The sequence below is a fragment of the Bradyrhizobium sp. KB893862 SZCCT0404 genome (assembly GCF_018130885.1).
GTDB classification, from domain to species: Bacteria; Pseudomonadota; Alphaproteobacteria; order Rhizobiales; family Xanthobacteraceae; genus Bradyrhizobium; species Bradyrhizobium stylosanthis.
On sequence record NZ_JAFCLT010000004.1, the window covers coordinates 286,593 to 306,005 of the forward strand.

Annotated in this window: 25 protein-coding genes; 6 read left to right on the top strand and 19 right to left on the bottom strand. The window is 65.0% G+C overall.

Annotated elements, in window-relative coordinates; translation table 11 throughout:
- Position 1 precedes the first annotated feature (1 nt).
- The 4 genes from JQ617_RS19215 to JQ617_RS19230 all read right to left on the bottom strand — a co-directional run bounded on the left by JQ617_RS19215 (position 2) and on the right by JQ617_RS19230 (position 3,734).
- Positions 2-865: a branched-chain amino acid ABC transporter permease gene (locus JQ617_RS19215; protein ID WP_063684167.1), complete on the bottom strand. Its 864-nt coding sequence runs from the start codon at positions 863-865 to the stop codon at positions 2-4.
- Between the two features lie 74 nt (positions 866-939).
- On the bottom strand, positions 940-2,163 hold the full coding sequence (locus tag JQ617_RS19220) for an ABC transporter substrate-binding protein (protein ID WP_063684169.1): 1,224 nt from the start codon (positions 2,161-2,163) through the stop codon (positions 940-942).
- Between the two features lie 76 nt (positions 2,164-2,239).
- Entirely contained in the window at positions 2,240-2,986 is a 747-nt protein-coding gene (locus JQ617_RS19225) for an ABC transporter ATP-binding protein (protein WP_063684171.1), read from the bottom strand.
- Positions 2,979-3,734 (bottom strand): ABC transporter ATP-binding protein, encoded by a 756-nt coding sequence (locus JQ617_RS19230; protein WP_063684173.1) that lies wholly within the window; start codon positions 3,732-3,734, stop codon positions 2,979-2,981. Before JQ617_RS19230 ends, JQ617_RS19225 begins: the two co-directional genes overlap by 8 nt.
- Positions 3,735-4,074: 340 nt before the next feature.
- Between JQ617_RS19230 and JQ617_RS19235 the strand changes: the two genes are divergently transcribed.
- Positions 4,075-4,716: a hypothetical protein gene (locus tag JQ617_RS19235; RefSeq protein ID WP_212027660.1), complete on the top strand. Its 642-nt coding sequence runs from the start codon at positions 4,075-4,077 to the stop codon at positions 4,714-4,716.
- Positions 4,717-4,725: 9 nt separating this feature from the next.
- Here the strand turns inward: JQ617_RS19235 and JQ617_RS19240 are convergent, their stop codons facing one another.
- Positions 4,726-5,079, bottom strand: a complete 354-nt coding sequence (locus JQ617_RS19240; protein WP_063684177.1) for an ArsC family reductase — start codon at positions 5,077-5,079, stop codon at positions 4,726-4,728.
- A 105-nt stretch (positions 5,080-5,184) separates the two neighbouring features.
- On the opposite strand from JQ617_RS19240, the gene JQ617_RS19245 reads away from it, so the two are divergent.
- The 3 genes from JQ617_RS19245 (at position 5,185) to JQ617_RS19255 (ending at position 7,167) form a co-directional block, all read left to right on the top strand.
- Positions 5,185-5,556, top strand: coding sequence for a tRNA-binding protein (locus tag JQ617_RS19245; RefSeq protein WP_026312471.1), 372 nt, complete (start codon positions 5,185-5,187; stop codon positions 5,554-5,556).
- A 187-nt stretch (positions 5,557-5,743) separates the two neighbouring features.
- Positions 5,744-6,382 carry a TetR/AcrR family transcriptional regulator gene (locus tag JQ617_RS19250; RefSeq protein ID WP_212027661.1) on the top strand — a complete coding sequence of 213 codons (639 nt, stop codon included), beginning with the start codon at positions 5,744-5,746 and terminating at the stop codon, positions 6,380-6,382.
- Positions 6,379-7,167, top strand: a complete 789-nt coding sequence (locus tag JQ617_RS19255) for a sulfite exporter TauE/SafE family protein (protein WP_212027662.1) — start codon at positions 6,379-6,381, stop codon at positions 7,165-7,167. The genes JQ617_RS19250 and JQ617_RS19255 overlap by 4 nt, the downstream gene beginning before the upstream one ends.
- On the opposite strand, the gene JQ617_RS19260 is transcribed toward JQ617_RS19255, so the two are convergent.
- The 13 genes from JQ617_RS19260 to JQ617_RS19320 form a co-directional block, all read right to left on the bottom strand.
- Positions 7,164-7,868 (bottom strand): glutathione S-transferase family protein, encoded by a 705-nt coding sequence (locus tag JQ617_RS19260; RefSeq protein WP_212027663.1) that lies wholly within the window; start codon positions 7,866-7,868, stop codon positions 7,164-7,166. The genes JQ617_RS19255 and JQ617_RS19260 overlap by 4 nt on opposite strands.
- A 91-nt stretch (positions 7,869-7,959) precedes the next feature.
- Positions 7,960-8,103, bottom strand: a complete 144-nt coding sequence (locus JQ617_RS19265; RefSeq protein ID WP_167358222.1) for a hypothetical protein — start codon at positions 8,101-8,103, stop codon at positions 7,960-7,962.
- Positions 8,104-8,221: 118 nt separating this feature from the next.
- On the bottom strand, positions 8,222-8,887 hold the full coding sequence (locus tag JQ617_RS19270) for a DUF429 domain-containing protein (protein ID WP_212027664.1): 666 nt from the start codon (positions 8,885-8,887) through the stop codon (positions 8,222-8,224).
- Between the two features lie 31 nt (positions 8,888-8,918).
- Positions 8,919-9,266, bottom strand: coding sequence for a carboxymuconolactone decarboxylase family protein (locus tag JQ617_RS19275; RefSeq protein WP_212027665.1), 348 nt, complete (start codon positions 9,264-9,266; stop codon positions 8,919-8,921).
- A 4-nt stretch (positions 9,267-9,270) separates the two neighbouring features.
- A complete protein-coding gene (locus JQ617_RS19280) occupies positions 9,271-9,792 on the bottom strand; it encodes an RNA polymerase sigma factor (protein WP_212027666.1) in 522 nt (173 codons plus the stop codon).
- A complete protein-coding gene (locus JQ617_RS19285; protein ID WP_212027667.1) occupies positions 9,789-9,998 on the bottom strand; it encodes a YgaP family membrane protein in 210 nt (69 codons plus the stop codon). The genes JQ617_RS19280 and JQ617_RS19285 overlap by 4 nt, the downstream gene beginning before the upstream one ends.
- Positions 9,999-10,093: 95 nt before the next feature.
- Entirely contained in the window at positions 10,094-11,278 is a 1,185-nt protein-coding gene (locus tag JQ617_RS19290) for a serine hydrolase domain-containing protein (protein ID WP_212027668.1), read from the bottom strand.
- Between the two features lie 70 nt (positions 11,279-11,348).
- Positions 11,349-12,041 carry a GNAT family N-acetyltransferase gene (locus JQ617_RS19295; protein ID WP_212027669.1) on the bottom strand — a complete coding sequence of 231 codons (693 nt, stop codon included), beginning with the start codon at positions 12,039-12,041 and terminating at the stop codon, positions 11,349-11,351.
- Between the two features lie 4 nt (positions 12,042-12,045).
- Positions 12,046-12,393 (bottom strand): Lin0512 family protein, encoded by a 348-nt coding sequence (locus JQ617_RS19300; RefSeq protein WP_212027670.1) that lies wholly within the window; start codon positions 12,391-12,393, stop codon positions 12,046-12,048.
- A 24-nt stretch (positions 12,394-12,417) separates the two neighbouring features.
- Entirely contained in the window at positions 12,418-14,244 is a 1,827-nt protein-coding gene (locus JQ617_RS19305) for a chloride channel protein (RefSeq protein WP_212027671.1), read from the bottom strand.
- A gap of 194 nt (positions 14,245-14,438) precedes the next feature.
- Positions 14,439-14,807, bottom strand: a complete 369-nt coding sequence (locus JQ617_RS19310; RefSeq protein ID WP_212027672.1) for a VOC family protein — start codon at positions 14,805-14,807, stop codon at positions 14,439-14,441.
- Positions 14,808-14,838: 31 nt separating this feature from the next.
- On the bottom strand, positions 14,839-16,494 hold the full coding sequence (locus JQ617_RS19315) for an acetolactate synthase large subunit (RefSeq protein WP_212027673.1): 1,656 nt from the start codon (positions 16,492-16,494) through the stop codon (positions 14,839-14,841).
- A gap of 293 nt (positions 16,495-16,787) precedes the next feature.
- Complete coding sequence (locus JQ617_RS19320; protein WP_212027674.1) at positions 16,788-17,684, bottom strand: LysR family transcriptional regulator; 897 nt, start codon at positions 17,682-17,684, stop codon at positions 16,788-16,790.
- 105 nt (positions 17,685-17,789) lie between these two features.
- Between JQ617_RS19320 and JQ617_RS19325 the strand changes: the two genes are divergently transcribed.
- A complete protein-coding gene (locus tag JQ617_RS19325; RefSeq protein ID WP_212027675.1) occupies positions 17,790-18,530 on the top strand; it encodes an SDR family oxidoreductase in 741 nt (246 codons plus the stop codon).
- A 23-nt stretch (positions 18,531-18,553) separates the two neighbouring features.
- Positions 18,554-18,775: a tautomerase family protein gene (locus tag JQ617_RS19330; RefSeq protein ID WP_212027676.1), complete on the top strand. Its 222-nt coding sequence runs from the start codon at positions 18,554-18,556 to the stop codon at positions 18,773-18,775.
- Here JQ617_RS19330 and JQ617_RS19335 read toward each other — a convergent pair.
- Entirely contained in the window at positions 18,768-19,406 is a 639-nt protein-coding gene (locus JQ617_RS19335; RefSeq protein ID WP_212027677.1) for an O-methyltransferase, read from the bottom strand. The genes JQ617_RS19330 and JQ617_RS19335 overlap by 8 nt on opposite strands.
- Positions 19,407-19,413 lie beyond the last annotated feature (7 nt).

Sequence of the window (19,413 nt, forward strand, 5' to 3'; positions counted from 1 at the left end):
ATCAGGCCGCCCTTCCCGTCAATCCCGTTGGCTTCACCAGCAGCACCAGCACCATCAGCACGAACACAACGGTGTTGGAGGCCTCGGGGTAGAAATACTTGGTCAGGCCCTCGATCACCCCGAGCGCGAAGCCGGTGATGATGGAGCCCATGATCGATCCCATGCCGCCGATCACGACGACCGCGAACACCACGATGATGAGATCCGCGCCCATCAGCGGCCGGACCTGGTTGATCGGCGCCGAGAGCACGCCGGCGAGCGCGGCAAGGCCGACGCCGAGACCGTAGGTCAGCGTGATCATGCGCGGCACGTTGATGCCGAAGGCGCGCACCAGCGTCGGGTTTTCAGTGGCGGCGCGCAAATAAGCGCCGAGCTGCGTCTTCTCGATCAGGAACCAGGTGGCAAGACACACCACCAGCGAGAACACGACGACCCAGCCGCGATAGATCGGCAGGAACATGAAGCCGAGATTCATGCCGCCCTTGAGCTGGTCCGGAATGGCGTAAGGCAGGCCGGAGGAGCCGAAATAATTCTGGAACACGCCCTGCACGATCAGCGCGATGCCGAAGGTGAGCAGCAGGCCATAGAGATGGTCGAGGCCGGTCAGGAATTTCAGCATGGTCCGTTCCAGGATCATGCCGAAGATGCCGACGATGATCGGCGCCAGCAGCAGCGCCCACCAGTAATTGATGCCGCCGAGGTTGAGCAGGAAATAGGCGACGAAGGCGCCCATCATGTAGAGCGCGCCATGGGCGAAATTGATGATGTTGAGCATGCCGAAGATCACGGCGAGCCCGAGACTGAGCAGCGCGTAGAACGAGCCGTTGATCAATCCCACCAGTAGCTGAGCGTAAAGAGCCTGCATCGATCCCGCACCCGGTCCCTTCGGCGTTCCCCTGAAAGTCACCCGCAGGCCTCATCGGCCTGCGGGCGGTTAACTTACTTCTTCAACAGCGCGCACTTGCTTTCGGAGAGCGGCGTGAAGGCCTGGTCGCCCGGCACCGTGCCGACCAGCTTGTAGAAGTCCCACGGACCCTTGGACTCCGAGGGCTTCTTCACCTCGAACAGATAGGCGTTGTGGATGGTGCGGCCGTTGGGCTGGATCTCGCCCTTGCCGAACAGATCGTCCTCGGTCGGCATCGACTTCATCTTCTCGACGACCTTGACGCCGTCATGAGGATTGCCGCCGAGCGCTTCCAGCGACTTCAGATAGTGGCGCACGCCCGAATAGACGCCCGCCTGCACCATGGTCGGCATCGCGCCGTTCTTCATCTTCTCCGAGAACCGCTTGGAGAAGGCCCGGGTCTTGTCGTCCATGTCCCAGTAGAAGGTCTCGGTGAAGTTGAGGCCCTGCGCCGTCTCCAGACCGATCGCCTTGACGTCGGTGAGGAACAGCAGCAGCGCCGCGAGCTTCTGGCCGCCCTTGACGATGCCGAACTCGGCCGCCTGCTTGATCGAGTTGGTGGTGTCGCCGCCGGCATTGGCAAGTCCGATGATCTTGGCCTTGGAGGCCTGCGCCTGCAGCAGGAAGGACGAGAAGTCCGGCGTGTTCAGCGGGTGCTTGACGCCGCCAACCACCTTGCCGCCGTTGGCGGTGATGACGGAGGTGGTGTCACGCTCGAGCGCGGCGCCGAAGGCGTAGTCCGCGGTCAGGAAGAACCAGGTGTCACCGCCGGCCTTCACCAGCGCCTGGCCCGTGGTGTGGGCCAGCATGTAGGTGTCGTAGGTCCAGTGCACCGTGTTGGGCGAGCACTGCGCGTTGGTGAGATCCGAGGTCGCCGCGCCCGAGTTGATGTAGACGCCGTTCTTTTCCTTGATGACGTTGTTGACGGCGAGCGCCACGCCGGAATTCGGCACGTCGACGATGACGTCGACCTTGTCCACGTCGAACCACTGCCGCGCGATCGCGGTGCCGATGTCGGGCTTGTTCTGGTGATCGCCCGAAATGATGTCGATCTTCCAGCCCTTCGCCGCCAGGCCGGAATCTTCCACGGCCATCTGCGCGGCGAGCGTCGAGCCGGGGCCGCCGAGGTCGGCGTACAGGCCCGACTGATCGGACAGCGCGCCGATCTTGACGGTCTTGTCCTGCGCGGACGCAACGCCTGCTGCGGCGAAGGTGAGCGCGGTGGTCAGCAGCAATGACGCAATCGACCTGGTCTTCATGCAACTTTCCTTTTTCAATTTTCTCGTTGGCAGTTCGTCAGCTCGAGCACGATCTTTTCGGAAAACCGACAATGCCCTAAACGCCGAGATAGGTGTGGAGCTTATCCATATTGGCGGCAAGCTCCGAGTTGGAAAATCCGTCAATGATCTTGCCGTGCTCGACCACGTAATAGCGGTCGGCGACGGTCGAGGCGAAGCGGAAGTTCTGCTCGACCAGGAGGATCGTGAAGCCTTCCTTCTTCAGCCGCGCAATGGTGTGGCCGATCTGCTGGATGATGACCGGAGCAAGGCCCTCGGTCGGCTCGTCCAGCATCAGGAAGCTCGCGCCGGTGCGCAGGATGCGCGCGATCGCGAGCATCTGCTGCTCGCCGCCGGACAGCTTTGTGCCCTGGCTGTTGAGCCGCTCCTTCAGGTTCGGAAACAGGTCGAAGATCTGCTCGAGCGGCAGCCCGCCTGCGCGGACCACCGGCGGCAGCATCAGATTCTCCCGCACGTCGAGGCTGGAGAATATCCCCCGCTCTTCCGGGCAGAACGCGATGCCCATGCGCGCGATCTTGTCGGAGGTCGCGCGGATGATCTCCTGGTTGTTGAACTTCACCGAGCCGGTACGCTTGCCGATGATGCCCATGATGGACTTCAGCGTGGTCGTCTTGCCGGCGCCGTTGCGCCCGAGCAGGGTGACGACCTCGCCCGCGTTCACGTCGAAATTGATCCCGTGCAGGATGTGGGACTCGCCGTACCAGGCCTCGAGGTTGCGGACCTGGAGGATGTTGCCGCCGGTCGCGGCCTTTGCCGGAGCCTCGGCGATGGCAGTGTCAGGCATGACCGGCTCCCAGGTAAGCTTCCTTGACGCGCTCGTCCTTGGTGAGCTCGCTGTAATGACCTTGCGCGAGCACCTGCCCGCGCGTCAGCACCGTGATGATGTCCGAGAGATTGGCCACAACGCTCAAATTATGCTCGACCATCAGGATGGTGTATTTCGCGGAGATGCGCTTGATCAGCGCCGCGATCTTGTCGATGTCCTCGTGACCCATGCCGGCCATCGGCTCGTCCAGCAGCATCATCTCAGGGTCGAGCGCGAGCGTGGTTGCGATCTCAAGTGCACGCTTGCGCCCATAGGGCATCTCGACCGCGGGCGTATTGGCAAACTCGCTGAGGCCGACATCGTTCAGCAATTCACGCGCGCGATCGTTGAAGCGGTTGAGCACCGTTTTCGAACGCCAGAAATCGAACGAAGAACCGTGCTGGCGCTGGAGCGCGACACGGACGTTTTCCAGCGCGGTCAGATGCGGAAATACCGCCGAAATCTGGAACGAGCGAACCAGTCCGAGGCGGGCCACGTCGGCCGGCGCCATCGCGGTGATGTCCTGTCCCTTGTACAGGATCTTTCCGGCGGACGGTTTCAGGAACTTGGTCAGAAGATTGAAGCACGTGGTCTTGCCGGCGCCATTCGGGCCGATCAACGCGTGAATGCTCCCACGGCGAACCTTGAGCGCAACGTCGCGGACGGCGAAGAAGCCCGCGAACTCCTTGGTCAAGCCTTCCGTTTCGAGAATGAACTCATCGGCCAAACAGATTTCCCCCTGCCCGCGACGCGCGTGGCTATCCTTGTTGCTTCGGCTTTCCGGAGGCCCTGGAGCCCGTCCGGAACACCGCCTCCGGGCGCGGAATATGCCGGAGGTGACGGGGGTTAGGCAAGGCGGAAAGCTGAGCAGATCAGGTCTCCGGCTGGGATACAAATGCTCCCTTAGTCGGAGATGTTTCGATGTCACGCCTGCCCGGCCTCCCGGCTCGCGCAAGCACCGGTCATCAAGCCGTCGTTAACGGTCTTTGGTCCGGCGCGCCAGCCTTCATAGAAAATTTTCCCGCAAGCGGCATCATGCGCGGGTTCGATCTGCCGGGAATATTGTTTTGGATTTCGCAAGCGCCGCTCCCTCCGTCGTCAAGTCGATCAGGCAGCGTGATCTGCTGAACACGTGGCTGCGACTTTATGCGCGCGAGCAGATCGTACCGGCGATCTGGGAGTACCAGCCGGCGCGGCTCGAGGAAGAGCTGTCCGATCTCATCTATTATACGGTGGACCATTCGCCGCCGGTCCCGCGCCTCGTCATCCAGAGCGAAGGCACGCGAATCTCGCGCGCTTACGGGCACACCGGCAAGGGCGTGCCGCTGGACGACTATATCGGGCCGCGGCTCGCGCCCCTTGTGATGCCCGTCTATCACGAATGCGTCGCGCGCGGGCTTCCGGTCTACAGCGTTGCCGACGTCGACGACATCTATGGGCGCGTCGTCGCCTATGAGCGCCTGCTGCTGCCGTTCCTGACCGACGGCAAGGTCTGTCATGTCATCGCCTCGCTCAAGACCTTCTGCGAGGACGGCGGCTTCGAGATCAAGAATCTGATGCGCGGAAATGACGCGCTGCCGCGTCCCAAACTGTGCGCCGTGATCGACCGCGACCTCTTTCATCGCGCGCCCGGCCGCATCGCGGCCGCCGACGTCGTCGAGTTTGCCGATCAGCCCGACGTCCCCACCGAGACCATCGAGCTGAACTAGCGTCCCGGCCTACTTGGTCTTGACTTCCTTGGCATAGATGTCCGGCTTGAAGCCGACCAGCAGCTTGCCGCCCATTTCCAGCACCGGCCGCTTGATCATCGATGGTTGCGCTAGCATCAACGCCAGCGCCTTCTTCTCGGTGAGGCCTTCCTTGTCGGACTCCGGGAGCTTCTTGAAGGTGGTGCCGGCGCGATTGAGCAGCGTCTCCCAGCCGACCTTGTCGCTCCAGTGCTTGAGCTTGTCCTTCTCGACGCCCACGGCCTTGTAGTCGTGAAACTCGTAAGCCACGCCGTGGCTGTCGAGCCATGTACGCGCCTTCTTCATGGTGTCGCAGTTCTTGATGCCGTAGATGATGTTGGGCAAGACAACTCCTCGCGCATGCGTGATGCTTCGGCTGCGGCGTTGTACGAAACTCTCCTTCGGGCGACAATATTGCAAACGAAGCCCGCTCTCCAAAACGGTCACATCATGCACGTCACCCACGACCCCGCCGCGGCGGCCTCACCGACCATCGACTTCAACAGCTTCCTCGCCGTCGACATCCGCGTCGGCACCATCGTCGACGCCAAGCCGTTCCCCGAGGCGCGCAAGCCGGCATGGCGCCTGTGGATCGACTTCGGGCCTGCGATCGGCGTGCGGAAGAGCTCGGCGCAGATCACCGAGAACCATCCGCTCGAGACGCTGGTGGGGCAACAGGTCGCCGCGGTCGTCAATTTCCCGCCGCGCCAGATCGGGCCTGTCGTCTCGGAGGTGCTGACGCTCGGCTTCCCAGACGCCGACGGCAAGGTCGTGCTGGTGCAGCCCAGCAAGCCCGTGCCGAACGGTGGTCGGCTGTTCTAGCCTCGGGCGATCCCGCGAGCGCAGCGGCGCTCGCCAGCTCCGTCTCCAACGGCCAGGACTTGACCAGAATCCGCTTTGGCAATAAAAATGACTGACTGATCGTTTTTTATTTTCATAGGCGGGATTGCGGCCACAACCTGCCCTGATCTGAAAACGATCGACCGGTCAGCTATTTAGGGACAGCCGAATGCCCAAGATCAGCGACAAGCAGCGTGAAAGCCGGCGGCAGCAGATCCTCGAGGCCGCCCTCGCCTGCTTCGCCGAAAACGGATTTCACCAGACCGGCATGGCCGACATCGTGAAACGATCGGGGCTCAGTCACGGCGCGGTCTATCTGTATTTCCAGAGCAAGGACGATCTGATCGAGGCGCTCGCCGACGACCGGCATCGCCGCGAGGCCGTGCTGAACTCGGTTGCGCAGGGATCGGGCGATCCGATCGAGGGACTTCACGCGCTGGTCCGCGTCTATGCGCAATGGCTCACCGATCCCGCCGGCGAAGCGCGGCGGCGCGTCGGCATCCATGGCTGGGCCGAAGCGCTGCGCAACCGCCGCGTCCGCACCAGCGTCGTCGAGGGCATCGACATGCCGCGCGCACTGATCGTGGCGCTCGTGGAGCGTGGCCAGCATGACGGCCTGATCCGGCAAGCCCCCGGCGCCGAAGCGATCGCGCGCATGCTGATCGCGATCTTCCAGGGCTTCGTGCTGCAGAAGTCCTGGGGCGAGGATTTTGACGTCGCCGCCTGCATGGCGGCCGTCGATGCAGTGATCGACGGACTGCGCACGTCGAAGCCGGGCGTGAAGCGACGGACCAGGACGGAACGATGACCTGGATTCATGACATCCTCGCCGGCGCCGGCGTCGGTCTTGTCGCGGGGTTGGCATCGGGATTCACGGGCACGAGCCCGGGCGGCGGCCTCGTCATCTTCTCCGTGCTGCTGCTCGGGGCCGAACAGCACGTCGCGCAGGGGACCTCCCTGATCACGCAGATCCCTCCGACCGGCCTCGCCGGCGCGCGCCGCTACTGGCAGAGCGGCAATCGCAGCCCGTGGCCGTGGATCGTCTGGATCGGCCTTGGATTTCTCCTCGGCGGTGCGGGTGGCGGGTACGCTGCGGCCGCGGTGTCCGACGCCGTGCTGCGGTGGACCTATGTCGTCTATCTCGTCGCGCTGATCGCCATGTTGCTTCTGCGCAGCGAGCGCAAGGACACAGGCAGCGAGGCCACCAGCCGAGACGAGCTGCCCCGGCTGCCGCTTGTCCTCATCGGCTCGCTGGCCGGATTTTCCTCCGGCTTCATGGGTATCGGCGGCGGGCTCGCCATCACCGTCGGCCTCGCCGCGGGCCTGCGCGTGCCGCAGCATCAGGCGCAGCTCGTCAGCCTCATCTTCTCGGTGATCCCGACCAACATTCCGGCCGCCTGGATCTACTGGAGCAAGGGGCTCATTGTCGGCTGGCCGGCCATCCTCGGGATTCTCGCCGGTCTGTGGATCGGCACCGACCTCGGCGCGCGCGCGGCCAATGGCGTCAGCAAATCGGCGCTGCGCAAGGCCATGATCGCCCTCGTCTCGCTGATGGCGCTCTACATGACCACCAAGGCGCTGAGCTCGTCTTAAGGCCGCGCCGGAATGTTCAGCCCGCGCTGTACCGCCGGCCGTGCCAATCCGCGCTCGAGCCAGGCACCAACGGACTTGAACTGGCTGAACTCGACGAGATCGCCCGCGCCGTAGAAGCCGATGAGGTTGCGCACCCAGCCGAGCATGGAGATGTCGGCGATGGTGTAGTCGTCATCCATGAACCATTGGCGGCCGGCGAGATGCGCCTCCATCACGCCGAGCAGGCGCTTGGCTTCGGCGACGTAGCGATCGCGCGGCCGCTTGTCCTCGAAATCCTTGCCGGCGAATTTGTGGAAGAAGCCGACCTGGCCGAACATCGGCCCGATGCCGCCCATCTGGAAATGCACCCACTGGATTGTTTGATAGCGGCGCGCGGCATCCTGCGGCAGCAGCTTGCCGGTCTTCTCCGCGAGATATTGCAGGATCGCGCCGGACTCGAACAGCGGCAGCGGACGGCCGCCGGGACCGTTGGGATCGAGCATCGCCGGGATCTTGCCATTGGGATTGAGCGACAGGAACTCCGGCGTCTTCTGGTCGTCCTTGCCGAAATCGACGAGGTGAACTTCGTAAGGCAACCCGATCTCTTCCAGCATGATCGAGACCTTCACGCCGTTCGGCGTCGGCAACGAATAGAGCTGGAGCAGCTCGGGATGCTTGGCCGGCCAGCGCTTGGTGATGGGAAAGGCGGACAGATCGGACATTAGGACCCCGGCTGCGTTCGTGAGATTCGCCCTAATCTAGGGAAGCAGGCGAACGACGCAAGGCCGGGCACTCTTCACGCATCATCTCCGGCTAGATCGGCCGGAGCAAGTGCGTGGTGGCGTACACGATATCGCGCTGGGCGCGCTGCTCGATGAAGAGCTGCCCGGTGACGAGCAGGCCTCCCGTGAAAACAAGCGCGAGCATCGCGGTCGCGAATTGACTGGTATCGTACATCGCGGAAGCTTCCCTCTGATCGGTTCGCACGGGGAACGCGGGCCGACCATCGACAGTTCCTGCAACCCTCAAATAATTTGCCGCTTTTTCCCGAGCTGAGGCTTACTTGGCCACAAGCTCAATAGTTGATCTCCATGCGCAAGCCTCGCGGGTCGATCTCGTCGCCACCGACGCGCTGCACGCTATCGCGCGCCGCGACCGCGCAGGCGCAGGCGTCGACGAGATCGTCGCGGCCGATCCCGGTGCCGTGACGCAGCGTCAGCCATCGCTCGATCCCGGTGAAGCCACGCGCGTGCAGCAGCTCGATGCGCTGCCCGCGGCCTTGCGCCGACGTCTTCTTCGCCAGCCGGACGCGCCCTGCGAGATTCCAGAAGATCAACTCCGGATGCGCTTCGCCGATCGTCGCCTGCCGCGCCGGCGTCATGATCTCGTCGGCCTCTCTCATCTTGTCCCTGATATTCCAGAGCTGCGCCGACACGCCCCTGCCCTTGCCCTCGCGCTCCCAATAATGACGATTGGCCGCGGCCATGTCCGGGAACGTCCAGAGGTCGCGGCGCGCACCGGGAAACACCGCGGGCCCGATCAATTCGCGCGCACGCAGATCGCATTCGCGATAGCCGCTGTGCTTCAATCCGATCGGCATGTCGATCATCGCGCGCGCATGCGGCATCGCAAGCAGGCGCGTCAAGCCCGGCGAATAGTCGAAGCCGTGATCGCCGCGCGCGTCGATCCAGGCAGCGACCCAGCCGAAACGAAATCCGTCGAGACCGAGATAGGTTTTCACGGATACGCTTCAGCCCCCTGTTTGGCGCTGGTCATCCCGTCCCCTCACCCCGATGCCGCTCGAACAGACGCTGCGCCAGCAGCGCATGGCCGAGCGTGCCGCCGGCGCGCACGGCCGCCGCGATCAACGCGGCTTCCGCTAGCTCCTCACGCGAAGCACCCGCCCTTGCCGCCTGTGCGGTATGGACATCGAGACAATAGGCGCATTGCGTGGTGAGCGCGACCGCGAGCGAGATCAGCTCGCGATATTTCGGCGGGATCAAGCCGTCCTTGCGCTCGACAGCATGGTTGAACGCAAGAAACGCGTTGGCTTCGACCGGCGCGAGCGCGATCAGGGCCGGGATCGCCTTCAGGTCGTCAGGGATTTGATAGTCGCTCATGAGCTCACCTCATCAGATATTCGCGCATCAGGGCGCGGGCGCGGTGCAGGCGCGCCTTCACGGTCTGCCTGGTCGCGCCGATTGCCTCGGCGATCTCGTCGATGGTCATTTCCCTGACGTCGCGCATCAGCGCGACATCGCGATAATGCGGCGGCAGCGCCTCGAAGGCGGCGGCCACGTCGAGCCGGAGGTCGGCTTCGGGGCGTGCAAGCCATGCGTCCTCCGCCTCGCTCTCATCGACGTCAGGCGCGAGGCCCGCCTTGCGCGCGAGCCGCAGGCATTCGCGGCGGACCACGCTGAACAGCCAGGCCGACAGCGCCAGCAGCGAGCGGATCGTCCCGACATGGCGGGAGAGGATCCACAGCGCTTCCTGCGCCGCATCCTCGGCGTCCGCCGAGCTGCGGCAGGTCGCGCGGGCGTAGCGGCGGATATCCGGCTGGGCCGTGGCGAGCAGCGAGGCGATCGCCTTGGGATCGCCGAGCCGCGCCGCCTCGAACAGGTTTGGCGAGAGCGCGGCCGCGTTCACGACACGCCCCCGCGTCCGATTCCGGCCAGCGCGCACATCGGGCAATAGCCGACAAGGCCCGTCAGCGCGAAGCCGGCGCCGCTGAGCGCCACCAGCCACGCCGCAGCACCGGCGAGATAGACGAATGCCGCAATCGCCACCGCAATCCCCGTGGCAAGCCGCACCGCCTGGTGCAGGCCGCCGATATTCTTCCTGTATAGTGCCATAGCATCCTCCGAGATGAGCCGAGGCTGATTGCCTCGACCACAAAGAGGACGCGACGGCCGGAAAGGATTCGCGGTCGCGCGCAATTTTTTCGCGGTCAGCTCCCGACCGCCTGATAGGCCAGACGCTTGAACTCGAAGAAGAAGGGGTTCCAGAAACCCATATGGCGCTGGGCCATCAGCACGCCGGCGGTATTGGCCTTCGGGCAAACCCACCAATGGGTACCCGCAAGGCCACCCCACTGGAATTCGCCGGTCGAGTTCGGCGGATCGAACGGCGTCGGCGCGAAGGTGACCGCGCCGCCTAGACCAAAACCCTTGCCAGGCATCGGCCCGAGATTGGCAAAGCGGATGGTCTGGCCCGCGGGCAGCTGGTTCGTCATCATCTGCCGCAGCGTGTCGGGCCTGAGCAGCGCGTCCGATCCCGGCACCAGGGCCCGCACGAGCGCCAGCATGTCAGGCAAGGTCGAGACCAGACCGCCGCCGCCCGATAGTCGCGGGAACGGCTGACGATACGCTCCCGGATAGGGTAGATTGTCGGCGCGCTTGAGACCCGGCTTCATGGGATCGAGCACATCAGCGCCGGTGTAAAGCGCCACCAGCCTGCCCTGCTGCGCTTCCGGCACGTAGAAGCCGGTATCGGTCATGCCGAGCGGATCGAAGATGCGCGCCTTGAAGAAGGCATCGAGCGTCTTGCCCGAGACGACTTCGACGACGCGGCCGAGCACGTCGGTCGCCACCGAATATTCCCAGGACGTGCCGGGATGATAGGACAGCGGCAGATCGGCGAGCTTGTCGATCATGTCGGTGAGCGGCGTCAGCGGATTGAGCACGCGCGCTTCATTATAGCCTTTGAACAGCACCGTGCCGGGATCGAAGATGCCGTAGCTGAGACCCGAGGTGTGGGTCAGAAGCTGGCGGATCGTGATCGGGCCTTTCGCCGGCTCGACATCGGCAAGGCTGGACGCGCCCTGCTTGAGCACCTTGCGATTGCCGAGCTGCGGCAGGAATTTCTCGATCGCGTCATCGAGCCCGATGCGGCCCTCCTCGACCAGCATCATGATCGAGCATGTGACGAAGATCTTGGTGTTCGAATAGGCGCGGAAGATATGGTCGGGCCGGAGCGCCGTCTTCGCCTCGCGATCGGCAAAGCCGACGCATTGCTGGTCGACGACCTCCCGCCCGCGCAGCACCGCCCAGGATACGCCCGGGATGATCTCCTGATCGACGTAGCGTTGCATCGCCGTCCGCGCGGCGGAAAAATCAGTCGTTCTGGCGTCCATGTGTTTCCCCCAAATTTTGGTTGGGATGGATATAGCGCGAATTCGGGGGATATGAAGCCCGCCGCGCAGCCTACCCCTGCTTCATGAACGCCGTCACATGCAGGCGGCGCCGGATCGTCATGCCCTGCCGCTGGTACAGCGCGATCGCGGACGAATTGTGCGAGAACACGTGCAGGAACGGAATTTCGCCCCGTGCCTCGATCCGGCGCGCGACCGCCGCGAGCAGCGCCTGCGCATAGCCGCGTCCGCGATAGTCCGGATGCACGCAGACGGCCGTCATCTCGACGAATTTTCCGGGCTTCATCCGCTCGCCCGTCATCGCGACCAGCTCGCCGCCGGCACGGATGCCGAGGAACGTGCCGAGCTGATGCGTCCGCGCGGCAAAGGGCCCGGGCTTGGTCAGCTCCGTCAGCGCCATCATCGCGGGCACGTCGGCCGCTCCCAGCGTGACAATTTCTGCATCTCGGAGCGGACTGTCGGCGGGCGAGCCGATCATCTGCTCGCCCGTGTCGGCAAGAACGACCTTGAAGCCCGCGGGCACGTCGACCGGCTCCGGCGTGAACAGCGCGGCGACCTGCGAGGGCGACATGAGATCGCCGAGCGCCGCAAAGCTTGCCGTGGACATGTCGACCATGTCGGCAAAGGGCGTCATGTCCACGGGATAGCGCAGCGCGACCGGGCCGCCCTCGGCCAGGTGCTTCTGGCTCGTCGTCAACGCGCTCCAGATCGGACGATCCAGCAGCGCCACATCGCTGTCGGACACCGGACTAGTCCTTGTCGAAGCTGACGATGACGGCGGCGTTGGCGATGAGGATGGGGTCGTTGGCCACTTCCGTGGCCGAGGGAATCTCCAGCCCGCCCCTAACCGCGGTCACGGTCACGGTGCCGTAAGGCAGCTCCTTCGCGACCGCTTCCTTGTCCACCGCCTCGGGGTTGGGCACGCCGATCGTGACGTCGACGAACATGTCGTTCGCAGTCTTGCCGATCATCCGGAAGAAGCCGAGGCTGGAATGCCTGATGGCATCGGATACCGCGCGTTTCGCCGCCTTGGTCGCGTCCCTGCCGTGAACGTCGACGCCCATGCCCATCTCGGTAACGCAGCGAACACGTGTCATGCTCATTCCTGTCAGTGCTTGAGTTCAGAGGGGCTGACCTTCCGCGATCCGCGCCTCCGGTACAAGCGCCTTTTCGCGCAGGAAATATGCACTGCGATCCTGCTCCTGTGCGTTCACGACCGCGCGAATTCGGAGCAAATCCTTGCGCGCGATCAGGCCGACCACGCGCTGGCTGGCGCGCTCGACCACAGGCAGGCGGCCGAGATCGGACGCGACCATCAGGTCGGCCACGCGGCCCAGCACCTCGTCGGGATATGCCACCACGGCCGAGGTGTCCGACACGACGTCGTCGAGCGTCGCGGCCTGGTGGTCCCCCTCGGTGCGCCAGCGCAATACATCGGCGCGCGTCACCATGCCGGCGAGCCGCCCATCGGCAGCGATGACCGGATAGGATTTATGACGGCGCCGATCCGACGTGAAGAAGGCGACCGCTTCGTCGACGGGCATATCGGCCGGGAGCGTGTCGACATTCGTCACCATCACGTCCGCGGCGCGAAGCAGCTCGAACGGGTCGATCGCGTATTCGCGCGTGATGTGTTGGCCGCGGCGCGCGATCTTCTCGGTCAGGATCGAGCGCTTCAGCAGCAGCACCGTGACGGCGTGGGCCGCACCGGTCGCCGCCAGCAGTGGCAGCAGCATATCGATGTTGCCGGTCAGCTCGATCGCGAACATCACGCCGGTGAGCGGCGAGCGCATGGTGCCGCCCATCATCGCGGCCATGCCGACCAGCGCCCAGAACGATGCGCCACCGGGCAGCACCAGTCCCTCCATCCAGCCGGCGGTGCCGCCGAGGATGAGCAGCGGCGCCAGCACGCCTCCCGACGTGCCCGAGCCCAGCGCGATCACCCAGACCGCGGACTTCACCAGCAGCAGCCGGATCGCCTCGTCGCGCACCATCTGGCCCGACAGCAAATCGGCGATGACGTCGTAGCCCACGCCGAGCGCACGCGGATCGAGGAGGCCACCGAGGCCGACGACGAGGCCGCCGAGCATCGGCCACCACATCCAGTGCACCGGCAGATGGTCGAACAAATCTTCGATCGCGTAGAGCAACCGCGTCATCAGGCCGGATTGCAGGCCGGCGACGATGCCGACGCCGATCGCAGCCGCGAGCCCCCACCAGGGCAGGTGCGGCTGCTCCGTGAACGGAAACAACGGCCCCGTCCCGAACAGCAGCGGGCGCCACGCGGCCGAGACCACCGCGCCCGTCACCACGGGCAGGAAGCTGCGCGGCTTCCATTCGAACAGCAGCAGCTCGACCGCAAGCAGGACGGCAGCGATCGGCGTGCCGAAGATCGCAGTCATGCCGGCCGCCGCGCCCGCGACCAGCAGGGTCTTGCGTTCGGCGGCGCTGAGGTGGAAGCACTGGGCGAAGATCGAGCCGATCGCGCCGCCGGTCATGATGATCGGCCCTTCGGCGCCGAACGGTCCGCCGCTGCCGATCGACACCGCCGAAGACAGCGGCTTGAGGATCGCGACCTTCGGCTGCATCCGGCTGCCGCCGATCAGGATCGCCTCGATCGCCTCGGGGATGCCGTGGCCCCGGATCTTCTCCGATCCGAACCGCGCCATTAGCCCGATTACCAGGCCGCCGAGGGCCGGCGCCAGCACCATCCAGACGCCACGATGCGCGTTCGCCAGCGAGACGTTCTCGGTGCCGAAATGGCCGAACCAGACCAGATTGGTGACGAGCGCAATCAGCTTCAACAGCACCCAGGCAGCGCCGGCGCCGAGGCTGCCGACCAGCAGCGCCATGCCGATCAGGACCAGCACCCGGCGGTCGGCGGTGAAATCTCCGGGCTTGCCGCGAGGCCGTGGAAGGCCGCCGGTGATATCGGGGGTCTGGCGCATGGACTGCTCTTTCGGGAGGATTCTTCGCGCCCCAAATATATCGTAACACGATATATATCAAGGAATGGCAGGTATTCGCCTGCCGTCAAATCAGGCGGATTACGACATTCCTGGTGACAGTCCCGTTGCGGCACATGCTTCGAGACGCCCGCAGCGCGGCCTCCTCGGGACGAGGTAAGACCAAGAACGGAAGATCAGCCCGAAACAGGTCTGAGGCGCGTCGGCCAACCGATCCTGACAAGTGTCTCGTCCGGCCCATTGAGCGCGAATTCGTACATACCCCAGGGCTTGTCTGTCGGCCCTTCGGGTTCGATCATCTCCCCCGCAAACGCCGTCGCAAGCTCATCGACGTTTTCGCGGTAGAGGTATAGCCCGAACGGGTTTCGGCCCGGCACCAGCCAGCCGTCCACCGCCGCCTGGAGATGAATGTCGCCACCGCGACCGTCACTCATCATGCGGTAGTCGTCCGGACCACCATCGACCTTGAAGCCGAGCCGCTCAAAGAACCTTTGGGCAGCATCCAGATCGTTGCAGGGCAGGATGGCTGTAAGGCGTTGATTCATCCGAGCACCGATTCCAATTGCTCCGCCTCTCCTATTTCTGCCGCACGCGCAGCTCGTCCACGAGCACCCGCACGTTCTCCGAATAGTCGATCGGGATCGAGACCAGATGCACGCCGCCCTCCCCAAATGCCGCATCGAGCGTCGGCGCAAAACGGTCGATGCTCTCGATGCGATGTCCCTTCGCCCCGTAGGCATTCGCGTACATGACGAAATCGGGATTGCCAAACGTCATGCCGAAATCCGCAAAATGGTCGACGGCCTGCTTCCAGCGGATCATGCCGTAGGCGTTGTCCTCCAGCACCAGCACGACCAGGTTGAGCTTGAGGCGGACGGCAGTTTCCATCTCCTGGCTGTTCATCATGAAGCCACCGTCGCCGGCGACCGCGAGCACGCGGCGGTCGGGATAGAGCATCGCGGCCATCATCGCCGACGGCAGGCCGGCGCCCATGGTTGCGAGCGCATTGTCGAGCAGCAGCGTGTTGGCGACGCGGGTGCGGTAATTCCGCGCGAACCAGATCTTGTACATGCCGTTGTCGAGCGCGACGATGCCGTTCTCCGGGATCACCTGGCGGATGTCGTGCACGATGCGCTGCGGCGTCGGCGGCCAGCGCGCCTCGGTGGCGCGGTCGGCGATGTGGCCGAGAATTTCTTCGCGCAGCGGCAACAGCGCCGCAGCCTGCGGCAGCTTGCCTTCAAGGCGGTCGGCGAGCAGCTCCAGGCTCGGGCCGACGTCGCCGAGGACCTCGGCGTCGGGGAAATAGACCTGCTCGACGCTGGCCGAGGTGTAGCTGACGTGAATGACCTTCGGCCCCGACGGTCCCATGATGAAGGGCGGCTTCTCGATCGGGTCGTGACCGATCGCCACGATCAGATCGGCGGCGTCGATCGCATCATGGACATAGTCGCGCTCGGACAGCGCGGCGGTGCCCATATAGAGATTGGTGCCGCCGGGCACGGTCCCCTTGCCCATTTGCGTGGTGAAGAACGGAATGCCGGTGCGCCGAACGAAGCTCGCGATCCCGTGCGTCGAACGCGGCCGGCTCGTTGCCGCGCCCATCATCACCAGCGGGCGCCGTGCGGCCAAAATCATCTCGGCGGCGCGGTCGAGCGCGGCGCGATGGGCGACCGGGATTTCGATCGGATGGATCGGGATCACGGGAACGGCGGGCACCTCGTCGCCGGCGATGTCCTCGGGCAGTTCGAGATGCACCGGACCCGGCCGCTCCTCCATCGCCACGCGAAACGCATCGCGCACCACGGTCGGGATGCTGGAGGCGCTGACGATCTGCCGCGACAGCTTCGTCAGCGGCTTCATGGTCGCAACCACGTCCACGATCTGAAAGCGCGCCTGCCGGCTGCTCATGATTGCCTTCTGCCCGGTGATCAGGATCATCGGCATCGCGCCGAGATGCGCATAGGCAGCGCCGGTGGACAGATTGAGCGCGCCGGGACCGAGCGTCGACAGGCAGACGCCCGGCTTGCCGGTCAGCCTCCCGTGTGTCGCCGCCATGAAGGCGGCGGCCTGCTCGTGACGGGTCAGGACCAGCTCGATCCGGGAGTTGCGCAGCGATTCCACGAGATCGAGGTTTTCCTCGCCGGGCACGCCGAAAATGCGGTCAACGCCTTCGTTCTCCAGCGCCGCGACGAACAGGTCCGATGCTTTGACTTTCCGTTCCTGCCCGCTCATGTCGCCTCCCTGTCGATGCTGGCTCCCGTGTTCCGGGAGCGCGCGCATGGTAGCGGTCTGCGGCGCAGGTACAACTCACAAAGAGGGGTGCGACTGCATCATTCTCGTCATTGCGAGCGCAGCGAAGCAATCCAGAATCTCTTCGCGGAAGTTCTGGATTGCTTCGTCGCAAGAGCTCCTCGCAATGACGGAGCGTGAGGCAGGCAGCATCGTAGCCCGGATGGAGCGCAGCGTAATCCGGGATTCTCGCCGTCCGACATAGCGGTCCCGGATTGCGCTGCACTCCATCCGGGCTACGAGAGCTTCGCCTCGGCAAAAATTCCTGCGACCCAATCGAGGAAGACGCGCAGGCGCAGCGCGAGCTGGCGGTTTTGCGGATAGAGCGCCGAGAGCGGCGTCGGCGACGGCGGGTGGTCGGCCAGGACTTCGACCAGTGCGCCGCTGGCGAGATCGTCGGCAAAGCGATAGCGCGGCGCCTGCACGAGGCCGAAGCCGAGCCGGGCGAGATCGGCCATGGTGTCGGAATTGTTCACACGCAGGCGGCTCGGCAGCACGATGTGGCGCAGCTTGCCTGCGACGGAAAATTCCAGCGGCAGCAGATCGCCGGTTCGCGAGGAGACGAAGGCCACCATCTGGTGGCCGTCGAGCGCATCCGGCGTCGCCGGCATGCCGTGCCTTGCGAGATAAGCGGGGCTCGCCACCGTGATCTCCGCGATGGTGCCGAGTCGGCGAAGGATCATGCCGCTGTCTTCCGGCTCGCCCGACCGGATCACGCAGTCGATGCCCTCGCGCACCAGATCGACCAGGCGGTCGCCCTGCCCGATCTGCAAATCGAGTTCGGGATAGCGCGCGAGGAATTTTGGCAGATGCGGCAGGATGAAGGTGCGGGTCAGCAAGGGATGCGCGTCGATGCGCAAAAGGCCGCGCGGGCGTGCATCGCGCATCGAGGCTTCCGCTTCCTCGACCTCGGCAAGGATGGCGACGCAGCGGCGATAATAATCCTCGCCGTCGAGCGTTGCCGTGACATGCCGCGTGGTCCGCTCCAGCAGCCGCGCCCCGAGATGGGTCTCGAGGCCGCGCAGGACCTCGCTGGCGGTCGAGCGGGGAATGCCGAGGTCGGCCGCCGCGGCCGTAAAGCTCCGCCGCTCCACGAGGCGGACGAACAGGCGCATGGCGTCAAAACGGTCCATGGCCGATTGTTCAGCATAACCGACAAGTGATGGCAAGACTTGACCGATTATCCGGACATGGCGATCAGCTATGTCTGGGGTCGTCAACACCAAGGAGACCCCGCCATGACCACCCAATCCCAGCGCGCCGCCATCGTAACCGGTGGTTCCCGTGGCATTGGCGCCGCCATCACCCGCCGGCTGGCGCAGGACGGAATCGCGGTTGTGATCAACTATGCCAGCGGCCGCGACGCCGCCGAGGCGCTCGTGGCCGAGATCGAGACCGCCGGCGGACACGCCATCGCGATGCAGGCCGACCTTGCCGATCCCGCGACCCCGGCCCGGCTGTTCGATGCGGCCGAGCGCGCCTTCGGCGGGGTCGACATCCTCGTCAACAATGCCGGCGTGATGGAGCTCGCACCGCTCGCTGAGGTGACCGATGAAGCGTTCGCGCGGCAGACGTCGATCAACCTCGACAGCGTGTTCCGGTCGTTGCGCGAAGCGGCGCGTCGCCTGCGCGACGGCGGCCGCATCGTCAGCTTCTCGTCCAGCGTGATCGGACTCTATCAGCCCGGCTACGGCGTCTACGCCGCGACCAAGGCCGCGATCGAAGCCATGACCCATATCCTCGCGAAGGAGCTCGGCAGCCGGAGCATCACCGTCAATGCGGTCGCACCCGGGCCGGTCGAGACCCGGCTGTTCCTCGAAGGCAAGAGCGAGCAGCAGGTGCGCGCCATTGCCGCCATGAACCCGTTCGGCCGGCTCGGCCAGCCCGGCGACATCGCCGGCATCGTCGCCTTCCTCGCCGGCAGCGAGAGCGGCTGGATCAACGGCCAGATCATCCGCGCCAATGGCGGCGTGGTCTGACGCATCACACGGAGAGAACCACCATGCCATTCGCCAACATCAAGGTCCCGCAAGGCGCGCTGTCGCGGGCGCAGAAGGAGGAGATCGTGCATAGTATCACCGGGCTGTTCGTCCACTATTTTGGCGAAGCCGCACGGCCACACACGATGGTGCTGATCGAGGAAGTCGGCGACGGCGGCTATGGCCGCGCCGACGAGGTGTTCGTCGTACCCGACGCCTATCGCGCCAGGGACTCTCTCACCTGACCTTGAGGCTGAGCTCGGTGCCGCGCTTGATCGGCAGCGTCATCGAGACGAAGCCGTTTTGGGGATCGCGGATGAAGGCGAGATAGTCGGGCTCGGCGTTGTCGTTCATGACGTAGCCGCCAACCAGCAATTGCGGGGCGACGATCTCGATCACCTCGCGCGCCAGCGAAGGCCCCTGCTCGCGCGGCCAGCCGTCGATCAGGATGAAGTCGACGGGACCGCCGAGATCGCGCAACGTCTGCCGGGCGTCGCCCTCGCGGATCTCGGCGTAGTCGGCAAGGCCGGCTTCGGCAAGATTGCGTTTGGCGGTCTCGACCTTGGCCGGCACGATCTCCGAGCCGATCACGGTGCCGCCGCCATTGTCGCGCAGCGCCGCCGCGAAATAGAGCGTGGACATGCCGACCGAGGTCGCGAATTCGGCGACACGCGTGGCGCGCAGGCCGCGGCAGAGCAGATAGATCAACTCGCCCTGCTCGGGATGGATCGAGAATCCCTGCTCGGCATAAGCGTGGGGATCGCGGCTGTCGAAGCTGCCGCGCGGCCCAGCCGGCCGCTGCCGCGCGCCTTGCAGGCGCGCGATCACGGCGTTGACGCGGGAATCCTGGATCGGACTATGAGGCCGATCATTCATGCGTTGC

Bases quoted from the DNA above. Each gene is read 5' to 3' on its own strand.
- JQ617_RS19310 (WP_212027672.1), bottom strand. From the start codon at position 14,807: ATGAATCAACGCCTTACAGCCATCCTGCCCTGCAACGATCTGGATGCT.
- JQ617_RS19330 (WP_212027676.1), top strand. From the start codon at position 18,554: ATGCCATTCGCCAACATCAAGGTCCCGCAAGGCGCGCTGTCGCGGGCG.
- JQ617_RS19285 (WP_212027667.1), bottom strand. From the start codon at position 9,998: ATGGCACTATACAGGAAGAATATCGGCGGCCTGCACCAGGCGGTGCGG.
- JQ617_RS19220 (WP_063684169.1), bottom strand. From the start codon at position 2,163: ATGAAGACCAGGTCGATTGCGTCATTGCTGCTGACCACCGCGCTCACC.
- JQ617_RS19325 (WP_212027675.1), top strand. From the start codon at position 17,790: ATGACCACCCAATCCCAGCGCGCCGCCATCGTAACCGGTGGTTCCCGT.
- JQ617_RS19245 (WP_026312471.1), top strand. From the start codon at position 5,185: ATGCACGTCACCCACGACCCCGCCGCGGCGGCCTCACCGACCATCGAC.
- JQ617_RS19265 (WP_167358222.1), bottom strand. From the start codon at position 8,103: ATGTACGATACCAGTCAATTCGCGACCGCGATGCTCGCGCTTGTTTTC.
- JQ617_RS19290 (WP_212027668.1), bottom strand. From the start codon at position 11,278: ATGGACGCCAGAACGACTGATTTTTCCGCCGCGCGGACGGCGATGCAA.
- JQ617_RS19305 (WP_212027671.1), bottom strand. From the start codon at position 14,244: ATGCGCCAGACCCCCGATATCACCGGCGGCCTTCCACGGCCTCGCGGC.
- JQ617_RS19320 (WP_212027674.1), bottom strand. From the start codon at position 17,684: ATGGACCGTTTTGACGCCATGCGCCTGTTCGTCCGCCTCGTGGAGCGG.
- JQ617_RS19335 (WP_212027677.1), bottom strand. From the start codon at position 19,406: ATGAATGATCGGCCTCATAGTCCGATCCAGGATTCCCGCGTCAACGCC.
- JQ617_RS19225 (WP_063684171.1), bottom strand. From the start codon at position 2,986: ATGCCTGACACTGCCATCGCCGAGGCTCCGGCAAAGGCCGCGACCGGC.
- JQ617_RS19250 (WP_212027661.1), top strand. From the start codon at position 5,744: ATGCCCAAGATCAGCGACAAGCAGCGTGAAAGCCGGCGGCAGCAGATC.
- JQ617_RS19315 (WP_212027673.1), bottom strand. From the start codon at position 16,494: ATGAGCGGGCAGGAACGGAAAGTCAAAGCATCGGACCTGTTCGTCGCG.
- JQ617_RS19300 (WP_212027670.1), bottom strand. From the start codon at position 12,393: ATGACACGTGTTCGCTGCGTTACCGAGATGGGCATGGGCGTCGACGTT.
- JQ617_RS19275 (WP_212027665.1), bottom strand. From the start codon at position 9,266: ATGAGCGACTATCAAATCCCTGACGACCTGAAGGCGATCCCGGCCCTG.
- JQ617_RS19255 (WP_212027662.1), top strand. From the start codon at position 6,379: ATGACCTGGATTCATGACATCCTCGCCGGCGCCGGCGTCGGTCTTGTC.
- JQ617_RS19215 (WP_063684167.1), bottom strand. From the start codon at position 865: ATGCAGGCTCTTTACGCTCAGCTACTGGTGGGATTGATCAACGGCTCG.
- JQ617_RS19260 (WP_212027663.1), bottom strand. From the start codon at position 7,868: ATGTCCGATCTGTCCGCCTTTCCCATCACCAAGCGCTGGCCGGCCAAG.